Origin of the sequence: Arenibacter sp. F20364, from assembly GCF_023015905.1 — a bacterium.
GTDB lineage: Bacteria > Bacteroidota > Bacteroidia > Flavobacteriales > Flavobacteriaceae > Arenibacter.
Window position 1 is genome coordinate 1 of the sequence record NZ_JALKBD010000026.1, and the last position, 26,078, is coordinate 26,078.

The window sequence follows — 26,078 nt, forward strand, 5'->3', positions numbered from 1 at the left end:
TTTCATAACTTTAAATTTTATGATTAAACCTATCCTAAAGGTAGTGAACGGTAAGGTAACACTTGCTTGAAGCTACCTTTAGGTTTAGTTCAACATTGTGTCCTATATTTAAGTGCGGACAGAATTTCCATATGGAAATCCATGCAATCGATTATCGGCAATACAAATAAACTAAAAACGTTCTAAAAATCGCAACTGCTCATAGCCGAACCGTTAGTCGCCATAAGGTACGATATACAAACATCCTTTACAGAGTTATAGAAACATCGTTTACACTTTTTAAGTTGCATTTGAAACCAAAATTCAGATGCAATGCCTTGAAAGAACAGACGATTATGGAACAAAAAATTGAATTTATCTGTGAATGGCGTACTGGAAAATATACCATAACGGAGCTTTGCCGTGTCTTTAAAATTGCAAGACCAACAGCTTACAAAATCATTGCCCGGTTTGAAAATGAAGGTTATGAAGGGTATGACCAAAAAGCGCAGCAAAGTCGTCTGAATCACTTTGTAAAGGAATATAACCACATAAGACCACAGGAAGCACTGGACATGAAAACACCTGCCGACATGCATGATTTTTCCAGTAGGCCGTTCCCTGAAAAAATACCTAACTTTGATTACGATGCCAACTATAAAGTTCTTAAAGTGACACAAAATGGATCTATAAGGTGGAAATCCTATTATTGGGTATACGTGATCGCAGCATTAATGGGAAAATATGTGGGGATCCAGGAAATGGGCAACGGGATTTGGAGGGTATTTTATAGAAACACATTATTAGGTTTCTTTGATGAAAAGTATTTAAGAAATAAAGAACAAGCAACAAGGTTAGAGACTAATTTAGTGTAAAGGCTAATCTTTAACTTGTGTAAATTATGTGCCTTAACGAACATTTGAATGATAGAACAACTAACCAATTCAATTTCAAAATACATTAAATTAAGTTCTGAAGAAGAAAACTTAATTGAGACTTTTTGGACAGAGAAAACCCTTCAAAAAGGAGATTATCTTTTGAGAAATGGAGAAACTTGCCGAACGGATAATTATGTTGTTAATGGAACATTGAAGGCTTTTTATATAAATCCGGAAACAGGAAAGGAAGAAATCCTATATTTTGCAATTGAAAATTGGTGGGCAACAGATATTGAAAGTTTTCAAAAACAAAGCCCTTCGATTTACAATATCCAAGCCATTGAAAAAACTACACTACTACAAATTCACTACCACTCTTTTAAAGATATGTTAAAGCAAATCCCAAAACTTGAGCGATTTTTTAGAATCATCCTTGAAAGCTATCTTGGGAGTTTACAAAGGAGAATAATCTTAAATAACATTCTTGATGCAGAACAACAATATTTAGATTTTTTGAAAAATTATCCGAAAATCTCTGAGAAGGTACCAAATTATCTTATTGCGTCCTATTTGGGAATCTCTGCCGAATTTTTGAGCAGAATGCGAAAAAAAATTAAAGCATCTTGAACTAGGTCAATTTTTTTTACTTTCCCAATCCAGAACTTTGTATCATAATTAAAATTTAAGACTATGAACAAAGTATTAATCATCAATGCAAGTGTAAGAAAAGAAAAATCGCACAGTAGAAAGCTAACGCAACTTTTTGAGGATAATTGGAAAAAGAAAAATCCTAACGACAGTTTTACCCATCGAGAAGTTGGGATAAAGGAAATTCCACCCATAAATGAAAAATGGATTGCAAGCGCATTTATCAAACCAAATGAACGGACAAAAGAAAATCAGGCGGGTGTTGAGCTTAGCAATGAATTAGTTAAAGAGTTTAAGGAACATGATATTTATGTTTTGGGAACGCCAATGTACAATTGGTCAATTCCCAGTGGACTAAAATCTTACATCGACCATCTTATGAGAATTAACGAAACTTGGAAATTCCGTTCAGGCGAGCCAGATGGAGATTATGTTGGAATTCTTAAAAATAAAAAAATGTTCATTCTTTCAAGTCGAGGAGACACAGGTTATGGGGAAAACGAACAAAATGAACATATGAATTTCCAAACAACCTACTTGAAATTCGTTTTCGGGATTATGGGAATAAAAGACATTTCTATAATTTCATTGGACAACGAAGAGTTTGGTGGAGAAATATTTGAAAACTCTAAAAAAGAGATCTACCAAAAGATTGAACAAATTTAAAAAAACTGTAATAATGGCCATAAATAACCAGCCCGACAAGCTAGTCTGGCGGGTTGCTTGTTCTTGCCTACCTTCGAAAAACTTCGCAGATTTCCTATTCGGTTCTTATTTGCTAAATTACGTGATTAAACACGCAAATGCACTTAGCGCTGCGTTAGCATTTATTAAAGAATAGCCTGAACAAGCTGAAAAAAGGCGTTAAAGGGAAGTAAGTACTTTGAAAATATATTTTATCATGAAAAGTCAAATTACAATTTTTTTTTTATTGGTTATGCTTTGTGCCTGTAACAGTCCTACGAAAAATGGCGTAACCAAACAGCCAACTTTAGCCGATTATCAGGCTGGTGAAAAATGGATTTGGAAATATAAAGGTGTAACAACGGAAGGAGAGGTGCGGTCAGATGGGGAGGATATAAGGGAAATAGTCAGTATTGACGGAGTTTTAGGTATGACAATCGGTAAGGACACCATTCCCGTTTCTGACATTGTTAAACCAGAAGAAAGCGAAACACCTAAGTACGACTGGCCTCTGGAAGTGGGTAAAAAGTGGAAATATGAAAACAATTGGACAAGTCAAGATGGAACAACTGGAAACCAAAGTCAAGATGCCGAAGTAATGTCATACCAAGAAGAGACAGTAGAAGCTGGAACATTTATGGCCTACACGATTCAATACACAGGTAAGACCACCAATTCCAGAGGATATAGTGCCAATGAAAAGGAAGTTTGGCTGTATGCACCTGCTATAAAAAATTTTATAAAACTTACTCAGAATCAAGGTGATTTTTTATATGTAGAGGAATTAATCGAATATTCAAAACAAAAATAAATCGAAATGCTCAAAAAAATAAAACCAAGAGAATAAAACCAATGCTATCAATGTATCCAATGAAAAGCGCTGGTCCATCCCGATATTTATCGGGACCTTAAAGTCAATATTTTATTTTTTATCAGTTTTTGAATGTTGTTGGACTTAGGTGAAAATAAGTCCCAATGGACAGTAGGCTAATTTTATAGGGGGTTTGCTCTGTCAACATTAAGAAACCTTTAATCTTCCCTAGGCAAACGAGCATCCATTTCTGCAATTTGATAAACAAGTGCAGCAATCACGGTTGCATTGATCATCATGTCTCGTTCAGGGACATATTCCAAAGCATCCAAATTGGTGTGATGCGTCACTGTTTTATAGTTTAGCTCATCTTGAATAATCTGAAATCCGGGTATCTTATAATAATCAAAAACATCATGATCGGTGAAATTGGTGTTTTGAATGGTTAGATTGTTCACATCCAAATACTCATAAGGAGCCAACATTTCTTCAAAAATAGGTCTTACTGCCTCATTCCCTTGAAGATAGATGCCTCGCATTTGTCCAGCACCATTGTCCATATTAATATAGGCCGATATTTTTTCGACCTCTTTCTTTCTAGCAGTTTCCTTTACTTTTCCAAAGTGATTTTCTGCATATGCCATAGAACCTAAATAACCCTGCTCCTCGCCTCCCCAGAGTGCAATTCTAATAGTTCGTTTTGGTTTTAATCCAGTGACTTTTATTATTCGCATCACTTCCATCATAACTGCGGAACCCGCACCATTATCCGTTGCTCCAGAAGCAGGATGCCAAGAATCAAAATGTGCCCCTATCATGACAACTTCGTCTTTTAGTTTTGAATCCGAACCTGTAATCTCGGCAATAATATTAACATTGTTTTCAGGTTTTAAATAAAGTTCGGAATCCAAATGGAATTTAATTTTAGGATTTATTCCCCTATCCTTTAGCCGTTTTAATTTTCCGAAGCTTTCTGGGGAAATAGCGAAATATGGAACCGGTTTTATATGACTTTTTTTATAGTTATATGTGCCACTTGGATGAACAATACCAGGATAAAAAGGTGTAGTTCCCAAAATACTTAAGGCTCCTTCTGCTTTTAAAAAGGCAAAAAAAGCGTCATCCTTTCTCATAAATCTTTCAAAAACAACTTCTAAATCTTCAATTAAGTCGATATCACCGGCAGATGGGCCTAAAGGATTGCTTGGGACGGGGACAATTGATTTTTCAGCTTCTTCAATTTGATCTGAGGTAAACCTATTTGATAGTGCCTCAAATAGCATATTTTGTTCTGGTGTCGACCCAATCAATATGGTCTTTCCTTGTAATTTTCCGCTCCATTGCTTTTTTACTTTATCTAAATCGGTATAACTTTCTATCCAAATCAGATCCCCAATTTCCACGCCCTTGGAGCTTTCTGTCCACGCATAAGGATATGCCTGTATTTTCATATAAGTAGGTGCCGTCATTTCTACGTTAAAGGATTTTACTTCCCAGCCCATGCAATCATCGCAATAATTTTCGAAATACACCTTGTCAATCCCCCAATTCTCCATGGTTCTCTTTGCCCAATCTGCCGCAAAATAGTATTGATCAGTTCCTGTCAACCTTGGACCATAAACATCCGATAAGTCAGACACTAGACTCATGACCTGCGATCCCTGAAAGCCTTCTGTATTAATTTTAGAAAGGGCAAGGGATTTAGTTTGGCCCATGGTAGGGAGCCCTACGAAAAAGATTGCTGTAATTAGAATTTTAGAAATGTTGTTCATAATGTGGATAATGGTTTATTTGGTTGTTTTTTGATAATTAAAAATAACGTTGATCCTGCCCCAACCAGCCTTCGCGATCCAACGACCTGTATTGTATGGCTTCTCGGATATGGGTGGACCTCCCCTAACCCTTCCCAAGGAGGGGGATTAAAGCTGGGCAGAATTTGACTCTGACAATTACAATGCATAATTAGTCTCTTTGCATAAGGTCATTTTTAGAATTCATTAGCCCAACCAGCCTTCGCGATCCAACGACCTGTATTGTATGGCTTCTCCGATATGGGATCCACTGACATCCGTGGCATTTTCCAGATCTGCGATCGTCCTGGCTACTTTCAGGATCCTATCATAGGCCCTGGCAGAGAGATTTAAGCGTTCCATGGCATTTTTTAGCAATTCCTTGGAGGCATCGTCCATTTTGCAATGTTTGCGGATATGCTTGGTGTTCATCTGGGCATTGTAATGCACGTTCTCCATTTCCGCAAAGCGTTGGGTCTGTATTTCCCTAGCGGCCGTTACTCGCTTTCTGATTTCCACACTGCCTTCCCCTTTGCGATCCTCGGACAGCTTTTCAAAGGGTACCGGGGTTACTTCTATATGTATATCGATACGGTCCAACAATGGCCCTGAAATCTTGCTCAAATAGCGCTGCATCTCTGCCGGGGAGGAAGTCACTGGGGCATCGGGGTCGTTAAAGTAACCTCCCGGACTAGGATTCATACTCGCCACCAACATAAAACTACTTGGATAGGTTACTGTAAATCGAGCCCTGGAAATCGTCACTTCCCTATCTTCCAAAGGTTGGCGCATAACCTCCAATACGCCCCTTTTAAATTCTGGCAGTTCATCCAAAAACAATACTCCGTTATGGCTCAAGGATATTTCGCCCGGCTGAGGATAGGCTCCACCACCTACTAGGGCAACATCTGAAATGGTATGATGTGGACTGCGGAACGGCCTTTGGTTCATAAGCCCCATATTTTTGATCTTGCCCACTACGGAGTGAATTTTGGTGGTCTCCAGGGCCTCGTGCAGGGTCATAGGCGGTAATATGGAAGGTAGGCGTTTGGCCAACATGGTCTTCCCGGCCCCCGGTGGACCGATTAAAATAATGTTATGTCCGCCCGCGGCGGCAATTTCCATACAACGCTTTATGCTCTCCTGCCCCTTCACATCCGAAAAATCGAATTCAGGGAAATCCAAGCTTTTATAAAATTCTTTTCTAGTGTCGATTATAGTTTGATTTAAGGGAATGCCCTTATCAAAGAAATCCATCACCTCTTTAATATTATCTATACCATATACTTCCAAATCATCCACAATAGCAGCTTCCTTAGCATTTTCACTGGGTAAAATAAAACCTTTAAACCCTTCCTCTTTGGCTTTAATGGCTATGGGCAAGGCTCCCTTTATGGGCTGTAAACTCCCGTCCAAAGAAAGCTCTCCCATGATAATGTACTTTTCAATTGATTCCGATTTAATCTGATTGGAGGCGGCTAGAATTCCCAAAGCAAGGGTAAGGTCGTAGGCAGAACCTTCTTTGCGAAGATCGGCGGGTGCCATATTGATGGTGATTTTTTTTCCGGGAATTTTGTAGCCATTGTTCTGTAAGGCGGCCGCTATACGGTAATTACTCTCTTTTATAGCATTATCCGGAAGACCTACTAAATGGTATCCGATGCCTTTGTCGATATTTACTTCAACGGTGATGGTAGTAGCCTCTACCCCAAAAACCGCACTACCATAAACTTTTGTAAGCATTTACTTGTTATTTGTCTTAAATGTAAACAAATAAAATAAATTTTTAGGTGTAGATAATGAGCTAAATTAGAGGGGATTATAACTAAAACATTGGATTAGCAATTAGAACTGCCCACACCCCATTTTTATAAACGGATTGCCAACCAGTCTACCCCTTCCGCCCTCTCCTCTGTCGAAGCCACCTTTTCCTTTCCAGGGAAAGGAGCTTTCTTTAGTTTTAATAGGGGATTGCTCTATTTCCCATAGACTGTGGTAGCTTAGCAGCGCCGAAGCCATATTCAAAAAACTGGGCTTTTTAGTACAGTCCAAATTAGCATTATGGTAGAGGCTTTTCCCTTCATTAGACTCCCAATCCCGCGCCTATTATCCCCACAGCGAACTATCACTGTCAACTTTTTTTGAACCTTGGACCATGTAACTGCCAACTGTTCACTGATAATTATACCATCAAATAGTACTACAGCAAATAAATCACTTTTTAGGTTCAAAGATCAGTAAGGACTTCTGGGTTTTAATGATTTCCTCCTTGTTCATCATCATTTTTCGAAATTTCCCCTGATTGTACATTTCGGCCTGATCCTCATAATGTTCACTGAATGGGTTACCGGACTGCCCTGTTGGTAGGATACTGGTGCTGTTTTCAACATCAGAAAAGTCGATTACCCGTCTGGTAGATGGCCCGGAGGTAGCTGGGTATAGACCCGTTTCGTCATATTTAAAGTACATATTATTGATTACCTCCCTTGTTCCGGAAATAGGAAAGGGTCCAACATTAAAAAAAGACCTAAGTGCCTTCATCTGCCCTATGGGATGCCCGTGCTCCAAGGTGTGCACCTTATTCCATGTCCAGATGTCGGGATCTTTGCCAAAATCTTCCTCCAAAGACTGGAAAGCTTGTCTGAACGAGAGGTTCACCCTTTCATTTTTTGTTTCTACACTGTCTTGGGTATTAATATCGTCCCACCAAACAGATTTTTCCTTTGCGGCCATAGGAGCAATTAGTCGTTTGTGAAAATGGGTATCCAACATTTGCTGGAACATCCGGGTCCCCAATTCGTCCTCGAAAGTATTTTTTAAAAGGAAATAGATCCAACGGTGATAAACGGTGGGCTCTATCTGCTCTAGTTGATTATTGCCGTCCCATACATTCATTTGGTCCAAGACTGCAATTTGAGTGTTGGTCATTTGTTTTACCTCTATACTTTTGACCAAATTGGTTACCACTTTGGCGTTTACACCGGAGGTGACATCCAGAAGCATTTCCTGTACGGATTCTATGTCCCAGTCATTTTTAGGTCCCAAAAGCGTTACGATCCTCTTCGCCCTGTTTTCGGGCAAGTAATATCCTGGATATAATATACCGTTGATCGAATCTGGTTGATTGTTGGCGGAATAAACATAGTTCCAAGACGGATTTATGGCCATGGGGTTTTCAGAAAATTCCAAATAACGTACAGGTTCCTCCTTGCCCGAACTACCGTCCAATATAAATTTGGTATTCGTACTATCCGGCATTTGGTATAGTTTAGCTGTTGCAAACCATCCTACATTGCCTTCAGCATCCCCGTACATAATATTTAATCCTGGGGCATGAATATTGGGGAGTGCTTCACGAAATTCCGATAAATTTTGGGCATGGGACATGGTATATAGGCCATCCATGACCATATTTTCCATTTTGGTATAGATCCAGGACATGGCAATGGGACGTTGGTCCATTACCTGATCGGCAATTCCGTTGAGAACGGGGCCGTGATCCGTTTTCTTGTAAGTGAAATTAACGTCATCCTTCCCTTTTACTTTTATGGTTTTGGATATGATCTCATAATCTTTCCATCCGGTTGGAGTTTTGTAGGAACTGGAATCGTTAGGATTTTCTTCTTCGTAATAAAAATCTATATCATCGTTCTCGAACATGGTGAGTCCGTAGGCCAACTTTCTGTCATGGCCTAATAGCGGAAAGGGCACACCGGCTAAATGATAGCCATATTTTTCGTAGTTGGGTACATTTACATGTGCCTCAAACCATACCGAGGGTTGGGCAAAACCGATATGGGGGTCGTTGGCAAAAATAACCTTGCCGTTTTTGGTCTTATTGGGTGCTATTACCCAACTGTTGCTCCCTTCAAATTGGGGAACTGGAAAATCCTTCAACACATCTGAGATCAAGCTGGCCATTTCGTTTTTAATGGAATCCCGACTGCCGGTTTTGTAATTTTTGAGCAATGTAGTTTTAGGGTCTGTATCTATTGATAAATCCGTTAAATATTCCGGACCCAAAGTGTTTTTGATATTGCTTAACAAGGGGTCGGTCTTATGTGCCATGGCAAAACTAAAAGCCATGTAACCCACAGTATTGTAAATATCCTTCAGGGTAAAGGGAGTTTTTTCCAAGCCGGTAAGATGAAATTCGATAGGAGTTGGACCTTCTTCTATAAATTTATTTATTCCATCCAGATAGGCTTGGGAAAGAGTAACCATGGGGCTGTCTTTTGAAATTTTGTCCACTGTGCGCTGTGAGGCGTCATCTATACCCAAGGACAAAAAGAATTTGTCCGTTTTAAGCATGTCCTTACCAAAAATTTCCGAAAGTCCGCCTTTCCCGATCCTTCGTAGTAATTCCATTTGCCATAATCTATCTTGGGCATGTACATAACCCAGTGTTCTTAGGGCATCTTCTTCCTTATTGGCATAGATATGTGGTATGCCATAGGTGTCAAAATAAACATCTACCTTCCCACTTAGTTTGTCGAGGGTCTTGGTGCCCCTATATTCCGGTGTGTGCGTGTACACATATACACCACTACTTAGAGCCGTTATCGCAATAACTCCCAAAACTATCCAGAGCAGCCTTTTAAATACTTTCACGCTTAAAGGTTTTAGTTTAAAGGTATATTAATTTCTAGGATAAAAAAAGTACCGCAAGCGGTACTTAAACTTTTTATATCAGAAGATTCTTTCAAAAACTCAGGGCTTTAACAAGGTAAATTCTATTAAAGAAGTGTTGTACACGCGGTGCGTTTGTTTTTGAAAATCTTTGGGTTTTGCTTCAAATATATTTTCAATATAAGTCTGTGGATTAATGTCTATATATGGAAACATACTACTCTGGACCTGAACCTGAATTTTATGACCTTTCTTAAAAGTGTGGAAAACATCCTGAAGTTGTATGTTAACCGGTGTCGGCTGGTCTGGCACAAAGGGTTCGGGTTTTGTAAAATCGTTTCTAAATCTGCCTCGCATTACCTCGCTACGAACCATTTGATGATAATTGCCCATTTTTAAATACGCTTGGGTTTCCTCATAATCCTTATGGTCTGCAGGGTATACATCAATGACTTTTACGATCCAATCGGCATCGGTTCCAGTGGTGGATACGTTTAGTTTTGCCAGAATATCTCCAGCAAGGGTAAGCGGATCCTGCAAGGGTTCGGTTTCAAAAATTAAAACATCGGGTCTACGGGCGGCAAAACGCTGATCATCCGTCATGAACTTACGGGGCGTAAACACCATTTTAATATCTTCGGAATAGGGAACCGGTTTCTTAGGGTCACTTACAAATTCCTGAAAGGAGTATTCCCTAGTTGCAATTTGTCCCAAGCGTTGATTGCGCTGTAAGGAATAGGTTGCCTTAGTAGTATTCTTGGGAGGCCAGGCATCAAAAGTTTTCCATTCCTTGGTACCCGTATCAAAAACATAGGCCTCGGGCAGATTGGTGGTTCCTCCCTCCCCTTTTAAAAAGTGATTAAAAAATCGGGTTTCGATATTTTCCTGATAGAATTTGGAAATATCATCACCAAAATAGACATTCCCAATGGCTTGGCGCTGTGTTTCCTTGGACCAATCCCCGTGGCTCCAAGGGCCCATTACGATAGTGTTGTAATTATAGCTATTTTTTTCTATATGATCATAGGTATTTAAGGGTCCATATAGATCTTCGGCATCAAACCACCCTCCGACGGTCATAACTGCGGGTTTAATATTTTCCAAATGTTGGATTATGCCACGTTGCTGCCAAAATTCGTCGTAGTTGGGATGCTCCTTGAGCTGCTGCCAAAAAACATTATCTTCTTTATAGTACTTGTCCAAGTTGGACAAGGGACCGGCATCCAAAAAAAACTGGTATTGGTCCTCGGTCCCCAGTTCGGGAAAAGAATACCATTCTTCAGTGGTAGGTTGGTCTTTCATATAACCAAATACCGCCGTAGCCCTCCAGTAACTCAGCAAATAGGCTCCGTTATGGTGAAAATCGTCAAAAAAGAAATCTCCAATAGGGGCTTGTGGAGAAACTGCCTTTAGCGCAGGGTGCGCGTCCAATAAGGAATAGGTGGAATAGAAGCCCGGATAGGAAATTCCCCAAACGCCTACATTGCCATTGTGGTTCTGCACATTGTTTATTAGCCATTCTATAGTATCGTAGGTATCCGAGGCCTCATCTACTTCCCCTTCCTTTTTATTGGGGATATAGGGCCTCATATTGTCATAAACCCCTTCACTGTTCCATCTTCCCCTTACATCTTGATAGACCACTATATTTCCCTCTTTCATCATTTTTCTATTGGGAGATATCAAGGCTTTGTATTCATTGGAACCGTAGGGTCTGGAACTATAGGGTGTTCTGGACATGATAATGGGATACTCTTTGGATGTGTCCTTGGGAGAATAAATGGTGGTGTGTAATTTGATACCATCCCGCATGGGAATGGCAATCTCTTTTTTGCTGTAAAAATCCCTAGGATTATAAGTATCGGTAATTCCAGTATTCGTTCTATTGGTGGAAGTTGGAACCCCTGTTCTTCCACATGATACCAGAACGATGGCTGATAAAAGGAATAAAATCTTGTTCATAAAGTTTAATTTTCTGTTTGCCGTTTTCGTAGAATAATATGCCTAGTTTAAAAAATAATTGCACCAACCAAAAAAAATAGATTGGACGACAAATTTCTTAATGTGGATTTAATGTTGCCTATTTAAGTAGCCCCAATTCTTTAAAATTGCTCACCCCTTTTTTCAACCACTCCTTATACGTTTCCCGATCGGTATATTGTACAGCAGTGTTCAAAATTTCCAGATCAGGGGACAGTTGCACATAATAAGGTTGTGAGGCGGCGTTAAAATTCAAAGTTTGGAAAGTACCCCATTTTTCACCAACTGTATTGATTTTTTTTACGCGTCCAGAGTCATATTTAAAATCGAATTGTTCCTCGGTAGGCAGTTCCTTTCTGTCGTCTATGTACAGGGATATCAAAACATATTCGTCCTTAAGGATAGGATAGATATCCGGTTCGCTCCACACATTTTCCTCCATTTTTCTGCAGTTTACACAAGCCCAACCAGTAAAGTCCAAAAGTACAGGCTTGTTTACTTCTTTGGCATAGGCAAGCCCTTTGTCAAAATCCTTAAAACAATCAATACCCAAAGGGCAATCGCTCTCTGTTTCAAAAACGCTGTAAAAATGAGGTGGTGGAAAACCGCTCAATAATTTTAAATCGGTAATTTTTGATAGCCCAAGTATTAAGTAGATTGCAAAAGCGGTACTAAGGATTGCTGTAAGCTTTCTTCCAGCAGCCAGTTTTTGTTTGGGACCATCGTGTGGAAATCTAAATATCCCAAATAAGTAAAGGGAAAGCAAGACGAATAATATAATCCAAATTCCCAGGAATATTTCCCGTTTAAAAATCCCCCAATTGCCCACTAAATCGGCATTGGATAAAAATTTAAATGCCAATACCAACTCCAAGAACCCTAGGGTAACTTTCACCGTAGTCATCCATCCGCCAGATTTTGGCAGGGTATTGAGCCAGGCAGGAAACAGGGCAAAAAGACCAAAAGGCAAGGCTAGCGCAACTCCAAAACCGATCATCCCCATAGAAAGGTTGGTGGCCACATCTCCTTTAGCCAAGGCCGTGCTTCCCAGTAGTCCCCCTAAAATTGGACCAGTACAGGAAAAAGACACTATAGCCAAGGTAACCGCCATAAAAAAGATTCCAAAAGCCCCTCCTACCTTTGAGGAAGCCGAGTCCATTTTATTGGCCCAGGAACTAGGAAGCGTCAATTCATAATATCCGAAAAAGGAAAAGGCAAAGAAAATAAAAATGAGAAAGAAAAATAGGTTTAGCCAAACATTTGTAGCAATGGTATTCAAGATTTGCGAGTCCACCGAATCGAACAAATGAAAGGGTAAACTCAATAGAAAATAAATCAATACTATAAAAAACCCATAAAGCAATGCATTTGCAATGCCTTTGGATCTGTTGGCTCCTTGTTTGGTGAAAAAGGACACCGTTAATGGTATCATGGGAAATACACAGGGCGTAAGCAAAGCAATCAAGCCTCCCAAAAACCCTAATACGAAAATGGTCCATAGACCCGATTTTTCATTCACGGCATTGTCGTCCCCATCAACAAGCAAATCTCTATTTTTAAGGTCCAATGTTAGTGCTTCGCTCATATCCAGGCTACGTTGGTCCACGCTCTGGTCGGCAACAATTATTTCTTCCCCTGTCAGGGAGATATGGAACAATTCATCCTTAGGAATGCAAACCTCCTTGCAGATTTGATAGAACAGACCAACATCGATCTGGTTGACATTTGGGTCAAGTAATTTTATTTTTTGTGTAAATACGGCCTTTTCTTTAAAGAAAGTTTCCTCTACCTCAAAAATATCGGAGTATTCGGTGAGGGTTTCGCTTTCTGAAGTGGTTCCTACCAGCTCATAGTCCTCACCTGCTTTTTCAAACGTAAATTCGCTGGGCAAGGAGCCGTTTTCATCCGTAAATTGGGAATAGATATGCCAGCCTTTATAGATATCGGCCTTAACTATAATCTTGTACTCGGTATCCGATATTTTTTCCGCTGCATAGGTCCATATGGCCGGATTATCATCCGATTGGGAAAATCCCAAGAAAAAACTGAACACCATTAAAAACAATCCCAATATATGCTTCATTATTCTAAAATAATCTTTATAATTTCTTTAGTCCTATCCGTAATTTTAAAACGGTCGTCGGCGCGTTTTCCTATAATCCAGACAACATTATTACCTGAACACAACAACCATTGTTTTTCTTTGGCAAAGATATCCATCTTCTCGTCCTTAAAATATTTGGAAACTTTTTTCTTTCCTCCCATTCCAAGTGGATAAAAATAATCTCCTTTTTGGCATTTACGGACAATCAATGGGTACTTTAACGTTTCTTTATCTAGGTATATTATCTTTAAAGAAGTCTCCCCAATTGTCTTAACCTTACTAAATTTCAAGGAAATAGGTTCTGATACTAGGGCTTGTCCCTCTTCTATGGTAAAAACCTCGGTACTATTTTGGGCAATAGGTTTTAGCAGCAAAATGTCCCTGTCCTTCAGTAATCTGTGGGTGTTGGAGTGCACTTCTTTTCCGCTGTTTGCTTTTAGAAGCCCATAAATGTCGTCCCATTGTGTAAATCCGTATTCCCTAAAAAAATGAAAAAGATAGGCTTTGGTGGGATTAAGAGCCAACAACGGGGCTACAGCTACTTTTTCCACTTGCCCCTCTTTTTTAAACAACTGCTCTCTTAAAGCGCTGATATGGTTATTTGCTATTTCTTGGGTCTGCCCAAGAAATTCCTGTGTCTTAAGGAAATTGTTTAGAAAACTAGGATTGAGTTCCTTGAGCTTTGGAATAATATTATGTCTGATGTTATTCCTTAAATATTTGGTATTCTCATTGCTGGCGTCCTCCCTCCAAATGATATCATTTGCCTCCGCATATGTTTTGATCTCTTTTCTGAAAAATTGCAACAAGGGTCTGGAGATAGAGGCGGTATGTGATGGAATTCCCGTAAGGCCTTCAATTCCCGTTCCCCTGGAGAGGTTGATAAGAAAGGTTTCCAAACTATCGTCCGCGTGATGGGCCGTGACTAGGGTATTAATATGGTGCGTTGTCATTATTTGTAAAAACCAATTATACCGGAGTTCCCGGGCAGCAATTTGCAGGTTGGTTTTGTGTTTTGCCATGTACCCATAGGTATCAAAACTGGTTACAAAAATTTCCTTGCCCAGATCCTTAGCCAATTTCCTGACCAGATCTTCATCCTTATCACTTTCCGAACCGCGCAATTTGAAGTTGCAATGCGCTATTGAGAAATCCAACTCGTAGGAAGCAGATAAATGAGCCAGAACAACACTGTCTACACCTCCACTACAGGCCAATAAAAATTTACCTTCTTTTAGATGGGGAAAGTGCAGGTCTATGTGATTCCTAAAGTTTTCTAACACACGGCTAATTTACGTAAGAAATATGATAGCAACTAGATTCAGCTGTAGAAGAGGTCCAAGCGGTTCCCCAACCATTTTCCGATCATATCCAAAGTATTTTTACTTCCAACGTCATTGTGTAATTCGTGATAGCCGCCTTCAATCAAATGTAGTTGGGTCTTATTGGAATTTTTATGAAATTTTTCGGTAGCCGTATAATCTATAATATTATCCCCGGTGCCATGCAATAAAAGGGTTTGGGTCTTTAGTTTGTAGGCATTGTCCACAGCCCACTCCCCTGCTTCAATTATGGGAAAAGAGTACATGGGACTTACCCTATCGTGTATCAAGGGATCCGCGATATATTTTTCTACTTCTTGGTCTATTCTAGAGATATGTTGTGGATTTAAGCCAGAGGACATAGTTATCGAAGGAAATATTTTCAGCATTGCCTTGCCTAAGACCATTTTCCATTTAGGTGGTTGAAAAGCCAATTTAAGGTATGGGCTTGTCGCTACAATACCTGCCAAATCCGATTTTATTCTCAAGCCATAGTTCAATACCAAATTTCCGCCCATACTATGTCCGTATAGGAATATCGGTTTATTGGGATTTAGCAATCTTGCTTTCGCAATTACGTTGTCCAAAAGTTCCAACAATGCCGAATAACTGGAACAATGTCCGCGTTTTCCTCCTGATTTTCCATGTCCTATATTGTCATAGCAGTAGACGGCCAAATTTTCTTCCAAAAGTCTGGGGATAACAGTGTCCTGGTAACGGCCCGAATGTTCCCCAAAGCCATGGACCAGAACAACAGCTCCTCTAACTATTTTAGGTCTTGCATACCATGCGCTAATTGGGATGTTTTTATATTGAAGATCAAGTATTCTTATATCCATAGTATTTAAACAAAGAATCTTACTGACACCTATAATTTATAAATGGTCAAGGTAGACTGAATATTGATCATAACCAAATCACCTATTAATTTTCGAGCACCTGCCTCATGGCCTTTGCCTTGAGTAGGCATTCTTCATACTCCTTTTCCGGAATTGCCTGGGCGGTAATAGCACTTCCCACGGAAAAAGACACGTATTGGGCTGTTTTGTTATAAAGAATACTTCGGATGACAACGTTAAAATCGAAATCGTTTTCTGGCGTAAAATAACCCACGGTGCCAGAATAGAGTCCTCTTTTTGAAGCTTCCAGCTCCTCTATGATCCGCATGGCCGACACTTTTGGTGCACCTGTCATACTGCCCATGGGAAAAGTTTCTTTAATAATGTCCACTGGATTTTTGGTGTTGGAAACCTCTGCTGTTATGGAGCTAATCATCTGGTGCACCTGATCAAAGGAATATACCTTACAAAGCTCTTCCACCTTCACAGACCCCTTTAAGGCACTTTTGGATAGATCGTTCCTTACCAGATCCACGATCATAATATTTTCCGCCCTTTCCTTTTGGTCCTTTTCCAGAGCTGCCACCAATTGCCTGTCCTCGTTTACGTCCAATGAGCGTCTTGCAGTGCCCTTAATGGGCTGGGAAATAATCTTGTTACCTTGTTTTTTAATGTAGCGTTCAGGGGAAGAAGATAAAAGATATTTGTCGTTTACCTTTAAAAAAGCTGAAAAAGGCGCTCGGGTTATGGAATTCAGTTTTAGATAGGTCTTTAAAGCATCTATTTCAGTGTTTTCTGCATAAAATTCCTGGCAAAAGTTGGCTTCATAGATATCCCCTCTATGTATATGGTTCAACATTTTATTTACGCGACTGAAATAATCGTCCTTAAATATTTTGAGTTTAATTCGAATATTGGACCGATCCTCGAATTCAGAGGTTGGTGTAGCAAGCATTTCGTTGATAACCCTAAAATCTTCTTCAATTTCATCGGCTACCATATTTAGATAATGGAAGGTAACTACTGTTCCTTCTACTCCTATTAATTTTTTGGGCTGAAAGAAATATAGTTCTGGGAAGTTCAGACCATCCGTATTGGAAGAGCTAAGCAGTTCAGTATCATTTTTTAGGTCATAGGCTAAATAGCCGAAAATCCAGTCTTTGGTGCTGGATTGGTAGCTGCCCAAATCGTCAAAAGCATTTTTGGCGTCGGTGACTATCGATGTTAGTGCGTCCACAGCAAGCAAACCATCAAATGAGCTGTACCTGTTCTTGTGCCCATTACTGTCTAGCCAGACAACCTCATAAAATTGTTGGGACCAATGTAATAGGGATTGTTTAAAACTTATTATGTCCGGAACCGTAAATGAAACCTTTTTTCGCAAAGACTTTTAAATTTGTGATAAGAATGTTTCCAAAGCGTTTTTATGTGCCTCGGCAAGCTCTGGCTCAGTTATACCCTTTGTCTTTTCAAAGGTATGATTAAAGGACGGTAAAGAAAAGGTGGCCGTTATTTCGCCCCCAAATCGAGTCAGCATTCCTTTCACTACCTCTAAAGAACCAGTTGCTCCCCTTCTGCCCCCAGAACAGGACATTAGTAAAATCTTAGTATCGGTCAGGAAATTTCTATCCACTCTGGATAACCAATCCAGCACATTTTTGAAATAGGCGGAAGGATTACTGTTATGTTCATTTACCGAAATAACCAAGGCGTTGGAATTGACTATCTTATCTCTTAGTTTCTTTAATAAATCCGAGTAACCCTCTTCCCTTTCCAAATCCTCACTGAAGACCGGAAAATTATAATCCACCATGTTAATAAGGTCAACCTCATTATCCTTAATAAGGGAGCAGGTGTATTTTACTAATTTATAATTGATGGAGGTGCTGGAATTACTCCCTGCAAAGGCCAATATACTGGACATCTTGTTTATTTAAATGTTTGCACAACGAAAATACCGCAAAATAGATTGAATTGCGAGGAAATTGCATAATTTTGCACGCGAAAACATCCAAAACCACTGTTTTACAAGTATATAGGATGTATATTAAAGTTAATATGGGGAATAACAACCTGAGATTGTATTTTATTGATGCTATTAGGGCATGGGCTATCCTTATGATGCTGCAGGGGCATTTCGTGGATGGTTTGCTCGACAATGCATTTAGGGATAATTCCAATACTTTTTATTCGGTTTGGAAATATTTTCGGGGGGTTACGGCACCGGTCTTCTTTACGGTTTCTGGATTTATATTTACCTACCTCTTAATTAAAGGGAATGAAATTGGGTTTAATAACCCAAGAGTGAAAAAAGGTATTAAAAGGGGATTGCAATTGCTGGCAATAGGATACTTGCTAAGGCTAAACTTTTTTGGATTGTTAAAGGGCCAGATTTATGGTTCTTTTTATTTGGTAGATGTTCTGCATTGCATTGGTCTTTCAATTTTGGGTATAATCGCTATTTATCTTCTTACTATCTCCAGAAATAAATACCTGTTTCCTGGAGTTTTATTGGCTACTACCCTAATTTTATTTGTACTGGAACCCAATTATAAGCAATACGCACATGTGTATATGCCGGAACTACTTGCCAATTATTTGACTAAGGCCAATGGATCGGTGTTTACTATAATTCCTTGGTTCGGGTATGCTTCGATTGGGGCATTTATGTCCGTGTTGTTCAATAGGTTCAAAAATTTCAAATATTTATATCCTGCCGCCATTGCAAGTTTTTCCATTGTGGGTATTGGGCTTTTGTTTTATTCCTCGGGCTTCTTTTTAAAGTTGTATAACTGGACCGGGATGCTCGTATTTTCCAAAGTCTATTTTAACAACTATTTGTTTATACGCCTAGGGGATGTCTCCTTGGTATTTGCCGTATTTATGTTGTTCAGAAGATTTATGGGCAATAGTAACGTACTTAAGATCGGGCAAAGTACCCTCTCTATTTATGTGATTCATTATATTATTTTGTACGGAAGTTTCACCGGTTTGGGGCTGTATTATTTCTTGAACCACAGTCTCTCCCCTACTGTCGTAATTCCGGGAGCACTGGCCTTTATGTTGGCAACTACAGTCTTGGCGCTTCAATTTGAGAAGAACAAAGTTTATATAAAGTTGCAATTATCCACTTTTGTTAAGACGGTTCAACTTATGGCAGATGCTTGGTTGAACGAGGAAGGTCAGCCCTTGTTAAAAGCTTTCGTGCTAAAATCCAAACTGACTTTGATACGCTTATTTAGAATGGTGAAAAATTAGTTGATCAATCTTTTTCCTACTTACGTTTGCCTTATTTTCGCTTAAAAATATAAAATGAGCGATACGAATAATAAATATTCCCCAATTGCTGTGGAATTGGAGAAGGATAAAAAATATAAGTGGTGTACTTGCAGCCATAGTAGCATTCAACCTTTTTGCGATGGTTCCCATAAAGCGGAAAACGCTTCCCCTCCTATGGTTTTTATTGCCGAAGAGGATAAAAGGGCACATTTATGTACCTGTAAATTAACAAAGAACCCACCTTTTTGTGATGGTACCCACAAGTTGTAAATACACTTCTGAAAGGTTGTAGGATACAAAGTAAAAGCCCCGTTGGATAAAATCTAGCGGGGCTTTTTATACTGAACTCTTTTTTACTCGATAATCGAGATTAAAACCTGCCTACCCGTTCAATTCATGCGGGCGTCGAAATCTAAAATAAGCGTTCTTTCAATGCTTCGCGGGCCTGCCTTTGTCGGCCGATAGGCTTACCCCGAGCTAGTTTACTTAAACATGTAGGGCTCTATTATCGGTCGCGGCCAAAGCGGCCTCTTTTACGGCCTCTGCAAAGGTAGGATGTGCATGGCTCATTCTGGAAATATCCTCGGCGGATGCCCTAAATTCCATTGCAGTTACTGCCTCGGCTATTACATCGGCCATACGGGCTCCGATCATATGTACTCCCAAGACTTCATCGGTCTCCTTATCGGCCAGAATTTTTACAAATCCGTCCAAGTCCATACTTGCCCTAGCGCGTCCCAAGGCACGCATTGGAAACTGACCTACCTTGTATTCTACACCGGCCTCTTTTAGTTCTTCTTCAGTTTTGCCTACTGCGGCAACTTCAGGCCAAGTATATACTACACCTGGAATTAAGTTATAGTCTATATGGGGTTTTTGTCCCGCCAATATTTCGGCCACAAAGGTTCCTTCTTCTTCAGCCTTGTGTGCCAACATAGGACCTCTTACCACATCACCTAAAGCATAAATATTGGATATGTTGGTCTGTAGGTGGTCATTGACGGCAATGGTACCGTTCTTTTCCAATTTAACCCCGGAAGCCTCAATATTTAAACCATCCGTAAACGGTCTTCTACCTACCGAAACCAAGCAATAATCACCTGTAAATGTAATCTCCTCTCCCTTTTTATCCTCAGCTTTCACAATTACTTCCTTGCCTTTGGCTTCTACAGCTTTAACCTTGTGGGATAAATTAAATTTTACTTTTTGCTTCTTCAAAACCTTTAATAGTTCTTTGGAAAGCGCTCCGTCCATTCCAGGTATTATACGGTCCATATACTCTATGACAGTTACTTCTGCACCCAATCTCTTGTAGACCTGTCCCAATTCCAATCCTATTACGCCACCACCTATAATCAGTAGGTGTTTCGGAATTTCTTTAAGCTTTAAGGCCTCGGTAGAAGTAATAACCCGCTCCTTGTCCAATTTTATAAAAGGTAGGCTTGATGGCTTGGACCCAGTGGCAATAATGATGTTTTTTGCCTCAATGGTCTCCGTTTTGCCATCGTTCTTTTTTATGTCGATGTGGGTTGCGTCCTTGAAGCTTCCCAAGCCCTCATAAACATCAACTTTATTTTTGTCCATCAAGAATTTAACCCCTGAAGAAGTCTGATCGACCACGGCTTGCTTTCTGGCAATCATTTTTTCAAGGTTTATCTTAATTTCCCCAGGAATTTCAATTCCGTGATCTTCAAAATGCTTAACGGCATCTTCGTAATGATGGGAAGAATCCAGCAATGCTTTGGAAGGAATACATCCTACATTAAGGCAGGTGCCCCCTAAAGATGAATATTTTTCTATTATCGCAGTTTTCATTCCTAACTGGGCACAACGGATTGCTGCAACATATCCACCAGGACCTGAGCCGATTATGGCTACATCGTATTGGGTCATATTATTATTGTATTGAAAAGATTAGTTTCATTTTTGTGAATACAAAAATACGAATGTTTTATTGTTGGGCAACACTCATATTTCATGGGATATTGGTGTGTTAAGGATCGTTTTTGTTAAATAAACACTTCTGTGGTACTTTTTAATTCATTTATAACAAAGGAACTTTGAGTACTGCCAATGTGGTTTATGGCAGTAAGTTTGGTGATCATGAACTCCCGATACTCTTCCATATCGGCTACATATATTTTAAGGATATAATCATAATCGCCACTTATGTGATAACACTCGGCCACCTCTTCCAATTTAAGTACTTCGCGTTCAAATTGAAGAACATACTCCTTTATATGCTGTACCAATTTAATATGGCACAAGACGGTAAAGGCTTTGTTTACTTTCTTTTTGTCCACCAGGGCTACGTAATTGGTGATTACACCTAATTTTTCAAGCCTTTTGATACGTTCGTATACTGCTGTAACCGACAAATTTAAATGCAGAGCGTATTCCTTAGTGGTCTTTTTACTATCATTTTGCAATAATCCCAATAATCTAGTGTCTATTTCGTCAAACTTCATGCTGATATATTTTCTATAACTTACTTATTATTTCATGGTTAACACAAAAATAAACTAAATAAATATCATATTGTAGTTTTGTATTCTACATAAGTGTCGATATATTGATTATTATCGGCAATAAATGTAATTTTATAGTAAATTAAATATGTTATTATGGATTTTAAAGCATCTGATGAATTACAGGATTTGCAGTATTTTGGAGAATATGGGGGTGTCAATCCTTCTATATCGGACTCTTCAACCTACACTTTTTTATCTGCCAAAACTATGTTCGACACTTTTGAGGGGAACACGGAAGGCTGTTATCTTTATAGTCGACATTCCTCCCCTTCCAATCTATATTTGGGCGAGGCCTTGGCTGCTTTGGAAGGTACGGAAACGGCCAATGTAACTGCAAGCGGTATGGGAGCCATAAGCGCTGTTATTTTGCAGTTGTGCAATGCTGGCGACCATATTGTTAGTAGTAGAACCATTTATGGAGGTACTTACGCCCTGATGAAGAATTTTTTAAAAAAATTCAATATTGGGATTTCCTTTGTTGATACCACTAAATTGGACCAGGTGGCCATGGCAATAACCCCCAAAACAAAAATGATATATTGTGAGTCGGTCAGCAACCCTTTATTGGAAGTAGCCGATATAAGGGCACTTTCCAAACTCGCTACAAAACACAACACACCTTTAGTGGTAGATAATACCTTCTCTCCCCTATCCATCTCTCCTGCAAAATTGGGGGCGGATATTGTGATCCACAGTTTAACCAAGTTTATAAACGGGACTAGCGATTGCGTTGCCGGAGCAGTTTGTGGAACTAAAGATTTCTGTTTGGGTCTAAAGGATGTTAATAACGGAGCAGGGATGTTATTGGGTAGCACTTTGGATAGCCTAAGAGCCTCTTCCATTTTGAAAAACATGAGAACCCTTCATATTAGAATAAAAAAGCACAGTGAAAATGCGATGTACCTGGCAAAGAATTTTGAAAAAGACGGACTGCGTGTGGTATATCCAGGTTTAAAATCGCATATGGGACATGAGGTGATGAAAAAACAATATAATATGGAATATGGATTTGGTGGACTAATGACCTTGGATGTGGGATCTCTGGAAAATGCCAATGCCTTAATGGAATTAATGCAGAAGAAACATTTGGGATATTTAGCGGTTAGTTTGGGCTTTTACAAAACCTTATTTAGTGCACCTGGAACTTCCACCTCTTCCGAAATTCCTATGGAAGAGCAATTAGAAATGGGCTTGTCCAACGGTTTAATTCGGTTCTCCATAGGATTGGATGATCATATACACCGCACATATATAGCTATGAAGGGTTGTTTAAACGAATTGGGAATCATATACCCACAGGAGTCAGGGACTTAATATTTGGTTTGCAGAACAGTTGGCAAAATTGTAATATTACGAAGAAACTAATAGCTTATAGATGCAAAACCTAAGTACCAATCCCGCTGGACCTGAAAATGAACATATTGTAGAGAATAAGGAATTAAATATGTGGGAGGCTCTTATCCCTGTATTTATTTTAATGATGATGCTCGCCTACAATATTTTCTATGCCAATGGGGAATGGTTCGGGGAGTATTCCAATCAGATTATTTTATTGATAGGTGGGGCCATAGCTGCCGTTGTGGGTTTTTTTAATAAAACCACTATTAAAACAATGTGGTTGGAAGTCTTGGAAAATTTGAAAAGTATCCTGGTTCCTATTATGATTTTGTTATTGGTAGGCGCTTTGGCCGGTACTTGGTTGGTCAGTGGCATTATCCCTGCCATGGTCTATTACGGTTTGCAAGTATTGAGTCCATCCATATTTTTGCCAGCTTCTGTTGTTATTGCGGCAATTATTTCTATAGCTACCGGAAGTTCATGGACTACTTCCGCTACGGTGGGGATAGCTCTTGTGGGGATTGGAGCGGCTTTGGGTATCTATCCGGGCATGGTGGCCGGAGCTGTTATTTCAGGGGCATACTTTGGGGATAAGATGTCCCCTTTGAGCGATACTACCAACTTGGCCCCTGCTATGGCCGGAACAGATCTGTTTACCCATATAAAATACATGACTATTACAACCGTTCCTACTATCTTAATAACATTGGCGGTTTTTGCGATTATAAGTTTAAACATAGAAACCTCGGGGAGCGCGGATGTAAGTGCGCTTTTGGAAACCATTAAAAATACGTTTAATATCACTCCCTATTTGTTTATCGTACCTGGGGTGGTAATAGCACTTATACTTTTAAAGACCAGGCCATTGATAGCGCTGGGTTCAGGTGTGGCTATGGCAGGGGTTTTTGCCCTGTTTTTCCAAACAGAAGTTTTAAAAGAACTATCGGACTCCAATGTGACCGCCATTTTTAATGCCATATTTACCGATACGGCCGTTGTAACCGAAAATGAAAAGTTAAATGAGCTCTTTAGTGCTGGAGGTATGCAAGGTATGCTTTGGACCATATATCTTATTTGCTGTGCAATGGTATTTGGCGGTATTATGGACGGGATTGGAGCTTTGGCCCGAATTACAAAATCCTTATTGTCCGTTGCACGTTCTGTGTTTGGATTGTTTGCCAGTACCGTTATGAGCTGTATTGGTCTAAACACCATTGCCAGCGACCAATATCTAGCTATTGTTATCCCTGGGAAAATGTTTAAGAAAGCTTTTCAGGACAAGGGCTTGGCCCCGGAAAATTTGAGTAGGACCTTGGAAGATTCGGGAACGGTAACTTCTGTATTAATTCCTTGGAATACCTGCGGGGCTTATCAGTCCGGTGTATTGGGTGTTGGTGTTGCCGAATACTTTGTTTATGCCATTTTCAATTGGTTAAGTCCGTTTATGACCTTGTTCTTTGCTGCATTAAACCTAAAGATAAGACAGCTTAAAAGATCTACGGCGACAGTTTGATCCAATTGCAATTCAGAGTTCAATAATCCAATAATGCACCTTGTAGGCAATTCCTGTAAATTAGGCCCAGCTAATTGCTTGTAGTCTTTTTTTTTATTCTGAACTTCACCCCGCAATCAGGGTGTTTTTAAATCGGCGTGCTCTAACTGCTATTGGCCAAAAAAAGGTCATATTTAAATAAATGGAATTATTTTGGAAGTTCTTGATTTTGTCCAAAAACGAACATGATATTTTTAGCCTATGCTAATTGTGAAATCAAGAAATTTAAGGTTCAAATTTTTGCAATTTCACAAGCAAATACAAGAATCGGCAGAGGTATATACAATAATTATATTGGCATAAGTTTTTTAAATCCATATTAGCACAAACCCCTGTAATTAGACGTAATTTTACATCAGAAATTAATAGTATAAATTTTATAAATATGACTTTAGTAGGTAAAAAATTTCCAAATCTTAGCGTTAACGCAATGAACGATTTAGGCGATACTTTCAAATTGAATGTTTTGGAAGAAGCTCAAAAAAATAATAAAAAGGTGATCTTGTTTTGGTATCCAAAAGATTTCACTTTTGTATGTCCAACGGAATTACATGCTTTTCAAGCTGCATTGGGTGAATTTGATAAAAGAAACACCTTGGTAATTGGTGCTTCCTGTGACACTGCCGAAGTTCATTTTGCGTGGTTGAGTACTGCTAAGGACAATGGCGGTATTGAAGGAGTTACTTATCCTATTCTTGCCGATAGCAACAGAAACTTGGCCTCTACTTTGGGTATCTTGGACATAACCAATGAACAGTATAATGAGGAAACCGGTGTTGTTATGGTAGATGGCGACAATGTAACCTACCGTGCCACTTATCTTATAGATGAAGAAGGTACTGTCTTTCATGAGGGGATCAATCACATGCCTTTGGGAAGAAATGTCAACGAATATCTTCGATTGATAGATGCCTATACCCATGTGCAAGAAAAAGGTGAAGTATGTCCAGCCAACTGGGAAGAAGGTAAAGACGCAATGACGGCTGATAGAAATGGCGTTGCCAGTTATTTGTCCGCACACGCAAACTAAATTTAGGAATTACAAATTAAGGGGTCAATTGAAATGTGAAATTGACTCCTTTTTTATAAAATTAATTTTAGAACATATGATAGTTGAATTAGAAAATGATAATCTAAAAGAGATTATTGATCAAAATAAAAATGTAGTGGTTCAATATTCGGCTACTTGGTGTGGTAACTGTAGAATAATGAAACCAAAGTTTAAAAAAGAAGCGTCTATTAATGAGGATATTACCTTTGTTCTTGCAGATGCAGAAAAGTTCCCTGAATCCAGAAAGATGGCCAATGTGGACAATCTTCCCACTTTTGCCATTTTCAGTAATGGTGAATTCAAGAATCAGGTTCAGACAAATAAATATGACGTTTTAAAAGATTTGATCAGTGAAATTACCAGTAATTAAACACCTTACCAGCTTTATTGCTGAAAATGACGAGGATTATGTATTGGAAACCATAGAAACATTGGAGTCCTTAACGGAAGTTTCTTCGCTAAAAGATGAGGAATTGGATGTTATTGGTGAATTGATCTCCAATTTATACGGGGCTCTGGAGGTACAAAAATCCATAAAGGAAGGTAAGCCACAAAAAGAGGCCTTGAACGAATTTATGCAGCGGGTGGTTGGTTCCATTGACAAGTAACTGCAATAGAATCTTTTATCCAATAGCGCCAAATCCCTCATTTATATATATAGAG

Annotated in this window: 22 protein-coding genes; 11 read left to right on the forward strand and 11 right to left on the reverse strand. The window is 39.3% G+C overall.

Features of this window, described 5'->3' with window-relative positions:
• Positions 1 to 335: 335 nt before the first annotated feature.
• The 4 genes from MWU84_RS17935 (at position 336) to MWU84_RS17950 (ending at position 3,000) form a co-directional block, all read left to right on the forward strand.
• Positions 336 to 854 (forward strand): hypothetical protein, encoded by a 519-nt coding sequence (locus tag MWU84_RS17935; RefSeq protein ID WP_246904288.1) that lies wholly within the window; start codon positions 336 to 338, stop codon positions 852 to 854.
• Positions 855 to 902: 48 nt separating this feature from the next.
• Complete coding sequence (locus MWU84_RS17940; protein ID WP_246904290.1) at positions 903 to 1,484, forward strand: Crp/Fnr family transcriptional regulator; 582 nt, start codon at positions 903 to 905, stop codon at positions 1,482 to 1,484.
• Positions 1,485 to 1,547: 63 nt separating this feature from the next.
• Positions 1,548 to 2,171, forward strand: coding sequence for an NAD(P)H-dependent oxidoreductase (locus MWU84_RS17945; protein WP_246904291.1), 624 nt, complete (start codon positions 1,548 to 1,550; stop codon positions 2,169 to 2,171).
• Positions 2,172 to 2,406: 235 nt separating this feature from the next.
• Complete coding sequence (locus tag MWU84_RS17950; protein WP_246904293.1) at positions 2,407 to 3,000, forward strand: hypothetical protein; 594 nt, start codon at positions 2,407 to 2,409, stop codon at positions 2,998 to 3,000.
• Between the two features lie 218 nt (positions 3,001 to 3,218).
• Here MWU84_RS17950 and MWU84_RS17955 read toward each other — a convergent pair whose 3' ends face one another.
• The 9 genes from MWU84_RS17955 to MWU84_RS17995 all read right to left on the reverse strand — a co-directional run bounded on the left by MWU84_RS17955 (position 3,219) and on the right by MWU84_RS17995 (position 17,588).
• On the reverse strand, positions 3,219 to 4,772 hold the full coding sequence (locus tag MWU84_RS17955; RefSeq protein ID WP_246904295.1) for a M20/M25/M40 family metallo-hydrolase: 1,554 nt from the start codon (positions 4,770 to 4,772) through the stop codon (positions 3,219 to 3,221).
• A gap of 225 nt (positions 4,773 to 4,997) precedes the next feature.
• Positions 4,998 to 6,533: a YifB family Mg chelatase-like AAA ATPase gene (locus MWU84_RS17960; RefSeq protein ID WP_246904297.1), complete on the reverse strand. Its 1,536-nt coding sequence runs from the start codon at positions 6,531 to 6,533 to the stop codon at positions 4,998 to 5,000.
• Positions 6,534 to 7,004: 471 nt separating this feature from the next.
• Positions 7,005 to 9,401, reverse strand: coding sequence for a penicillin acylase family protein (locus tag MWU84_RS17965; RefSeq protein WP_246904299.1), 2,397 nt, complete (start codon positions 9,399 to 9,401; stop codon positions 7,005 to 7,007).
• Between the two features lie 99 nt (positions 9,402 to 9,500).
• Positions 9,501 to 11,381, reverse strand: coding sequence for a CocE/NonD family hydrolase (locus MWU84_RS17970; protein WP_246904301.1), 1,881 nt, complete (start codon positions 11,379 to 11,381; stop codon positions 9,501 to 9,503).
• 118 nt (positions 11,382 to 11,499) lie between these two features.
• Positions 11,500 to 13,482, reverse strand: a complete 1,983-nt coding sequence (locus MWU84_RS17975; protein WP_246904303.1) for a thioredoxin family protein — start codon at positions 13,480 to 13,482, stop codon at positions 11,500 to 11,502.
• On the reverse strand, positions 13,482 to 14,786 hold the full coding sequence (gene tilS / locus MWU84_RS17980; RefSeq protein WP_246904305.1) for a tRNA lysidine(34) synthetase TilS: 1,305 nt from the start codon (positions 14,784 to 14,786) through the stop codon (positions 13,482 to 13,484). Before tilS ends, MWU84_RS17975 begins: the two co-directional genes overlap by 1 nt.
• Positions 14,787 to 14,824: 38 nt before the next feature.
• Positions 14,825 to 15,664, reverse strand: a complete 840-nt coding sequence (locus tag MWU84_RS17985) for an alpha/beta hydrolase (RefSeq protein WP_246904307.1) — start codon at positions 15,662 to 15,664, stop codon at positions 14,825 to 14,827.
• An 85-nt stretch (positions 15,665 to 15,749) separates the two neighbouring features.
• Positions 15,750 to 17,048 carry a chorismate-binding protein gene (locus tag MWU84_RS17990; protein WP_246904309.1) on the reverse strand — a complete coding sequence of 433 codons (1,299 nt, stop codon included), beginning with the start codon at positions 17,046 to 17,048 and terminating at the stop codon, positions 15,750 to 15,752.
• A 6-nt stretch (positions 17,049 to 17,054) separates the two neighbouring features.
• A complete protein-coding gene (locus MWU84_RS17995) occupies positions 17,055 to 17,588 on the reverse strand; it encodes an NAD(P)H-dependent oxidoreductase (RefSeq protein ID WP_246904312.1) in 534 nt (177 codons plus the stop codon).
• Between the two features lie 134 nt (positions 17,589 to 17,722).
• On the opposite strand from MWU84_RS17995, the gene MWU84_RS18000 reads away from it, so the two are divergent.
• Positions 17,723 to 18,922, forward strand: a complete 1,200-nt coding sequence (locus MWU84_RS18000) for a heparan-alpha-glucosaminide N-acetyltransferase domain-containing protein (protein ID WP_246904315.1) — start codon at positions 17,723 to 17,725, stop codon at positions 18,920 to 18,922.
• 54 nt (positions 18,923 to 18,976) lie between these two features.
• The gene (locus MWU84_RS18005) at positions 18,977 to 19,213 is read left to right on the forward strand and encodes a CDGSH iron-sulfur domain-containing protein (protein ID WP_246904317.1); all 237 of its coding nucleotides are present in this window, start codon (positions 18,977 to 18,979) and stop codon (positions 19,211 to 19,213) included.
• Positions 19,214 to 19,429: 216 nt separating this feature from the next.
• On the opposite strand, the gene lpdA is transcribed toward MWU84_RS18005, so the two are convergent.
• Positions 19,430 to 20,836, reverse strand: a complete 1,407-nt coding sequence (lpdA, locus tag MWU84_RS18010; protein WP_246904319.1) for a dihydrolipoyl dehydrogenase — start codon at positions 20,834 to 20,836, stop codon at positions 19,430 to 19,432.
• Positions 20,837 to 20,952: 116 nt separating this feature from the next.
• Positions 20,953 to 21,411 carry an Lrp/AsnC family transcriptional regulator gene (locus MWU84_RS18015; RefSeq protein WP_246904323.1) on the reverse strand — a complete coding sequence of 153 codons (459 nt, stop codon included), beginning with the start codon at positions 21,409 to 21,411 and terminating at the stop codon, positions 20,953 to 20,955.
• Between the two features lie 156 nt (positions 21,412 to 21,567).
• On the opposite strand from MWU84_RS18015, the gene MWU84_RS18020 reads away from it, so the two are divergent.
• The 5 genes from MWU84_RS18020 (at position 21,568) to MWU84_RS18040 (ending at position 26,023) form a co-directional block, all read left to right on the forward strand.
• Positions 21,568 to 22,788: an aminotransferase class I/II-fold pyridoxal phosphate-dependent enzyme gene (locus tag MWU84_RS18020; protein ID WP_246904326.1), complete on the forward strand. Its 1,221-nt coding sequence runs from the start codon at positions 21,568 to 21,570 to the stop codon at positions 22,786 to 22,788.
• Positions 22,789 to 22,849: 61 nt separating this feature from the next.
• Entirely contained in the window at positions 22,850 to 24,325 is a 1,476-nt protein-coding gene (locus MWU84_RS18025) for a Na+/H+ antiporter NhaC family protein (RefSeq protein WP_246904330.1), read from the forward strand.
• A 424-nt stretch (positions 24,326 to 24,749) separates the two neighbouring features.
• Entirely contained in the window at positions 24,750 to 25,394 is a 645-nt protein-coding gene (locus tag MWU84_RS18030) for a peroxiredoxin (protein WP_246904333.1), read from the forward strand.
• 76 nt (positions 25,395 to 25,470) lie between these two features.
• On the forward strand, positions 25,471 to 25,785 hold the full coding sequence (locus MWU84_RS18035) for a thioredoxin family protein (protein WP_246904335.1): 315 nt from the start codon (positions 25,471 to 25,473) through the stop codon (positions 25,783 to 25,785).
• Positions 25,766 to 26,023, forward strand: a complete 258-nt coding sequence (locus tag MWU84_RS18040) for a hypothetical protein (protein ID WP_246904338.1) — start codon at positions 25,766 to 25,768, stop codon at positions 26,021 to 26,023. Before MWU84_RS18035 ends, MWU84_RS18040 begins: the two co-directional genes overlap by 20 nt.
• Positions 26,024 to 26,078: the final 55 nt, after the last annotated feature.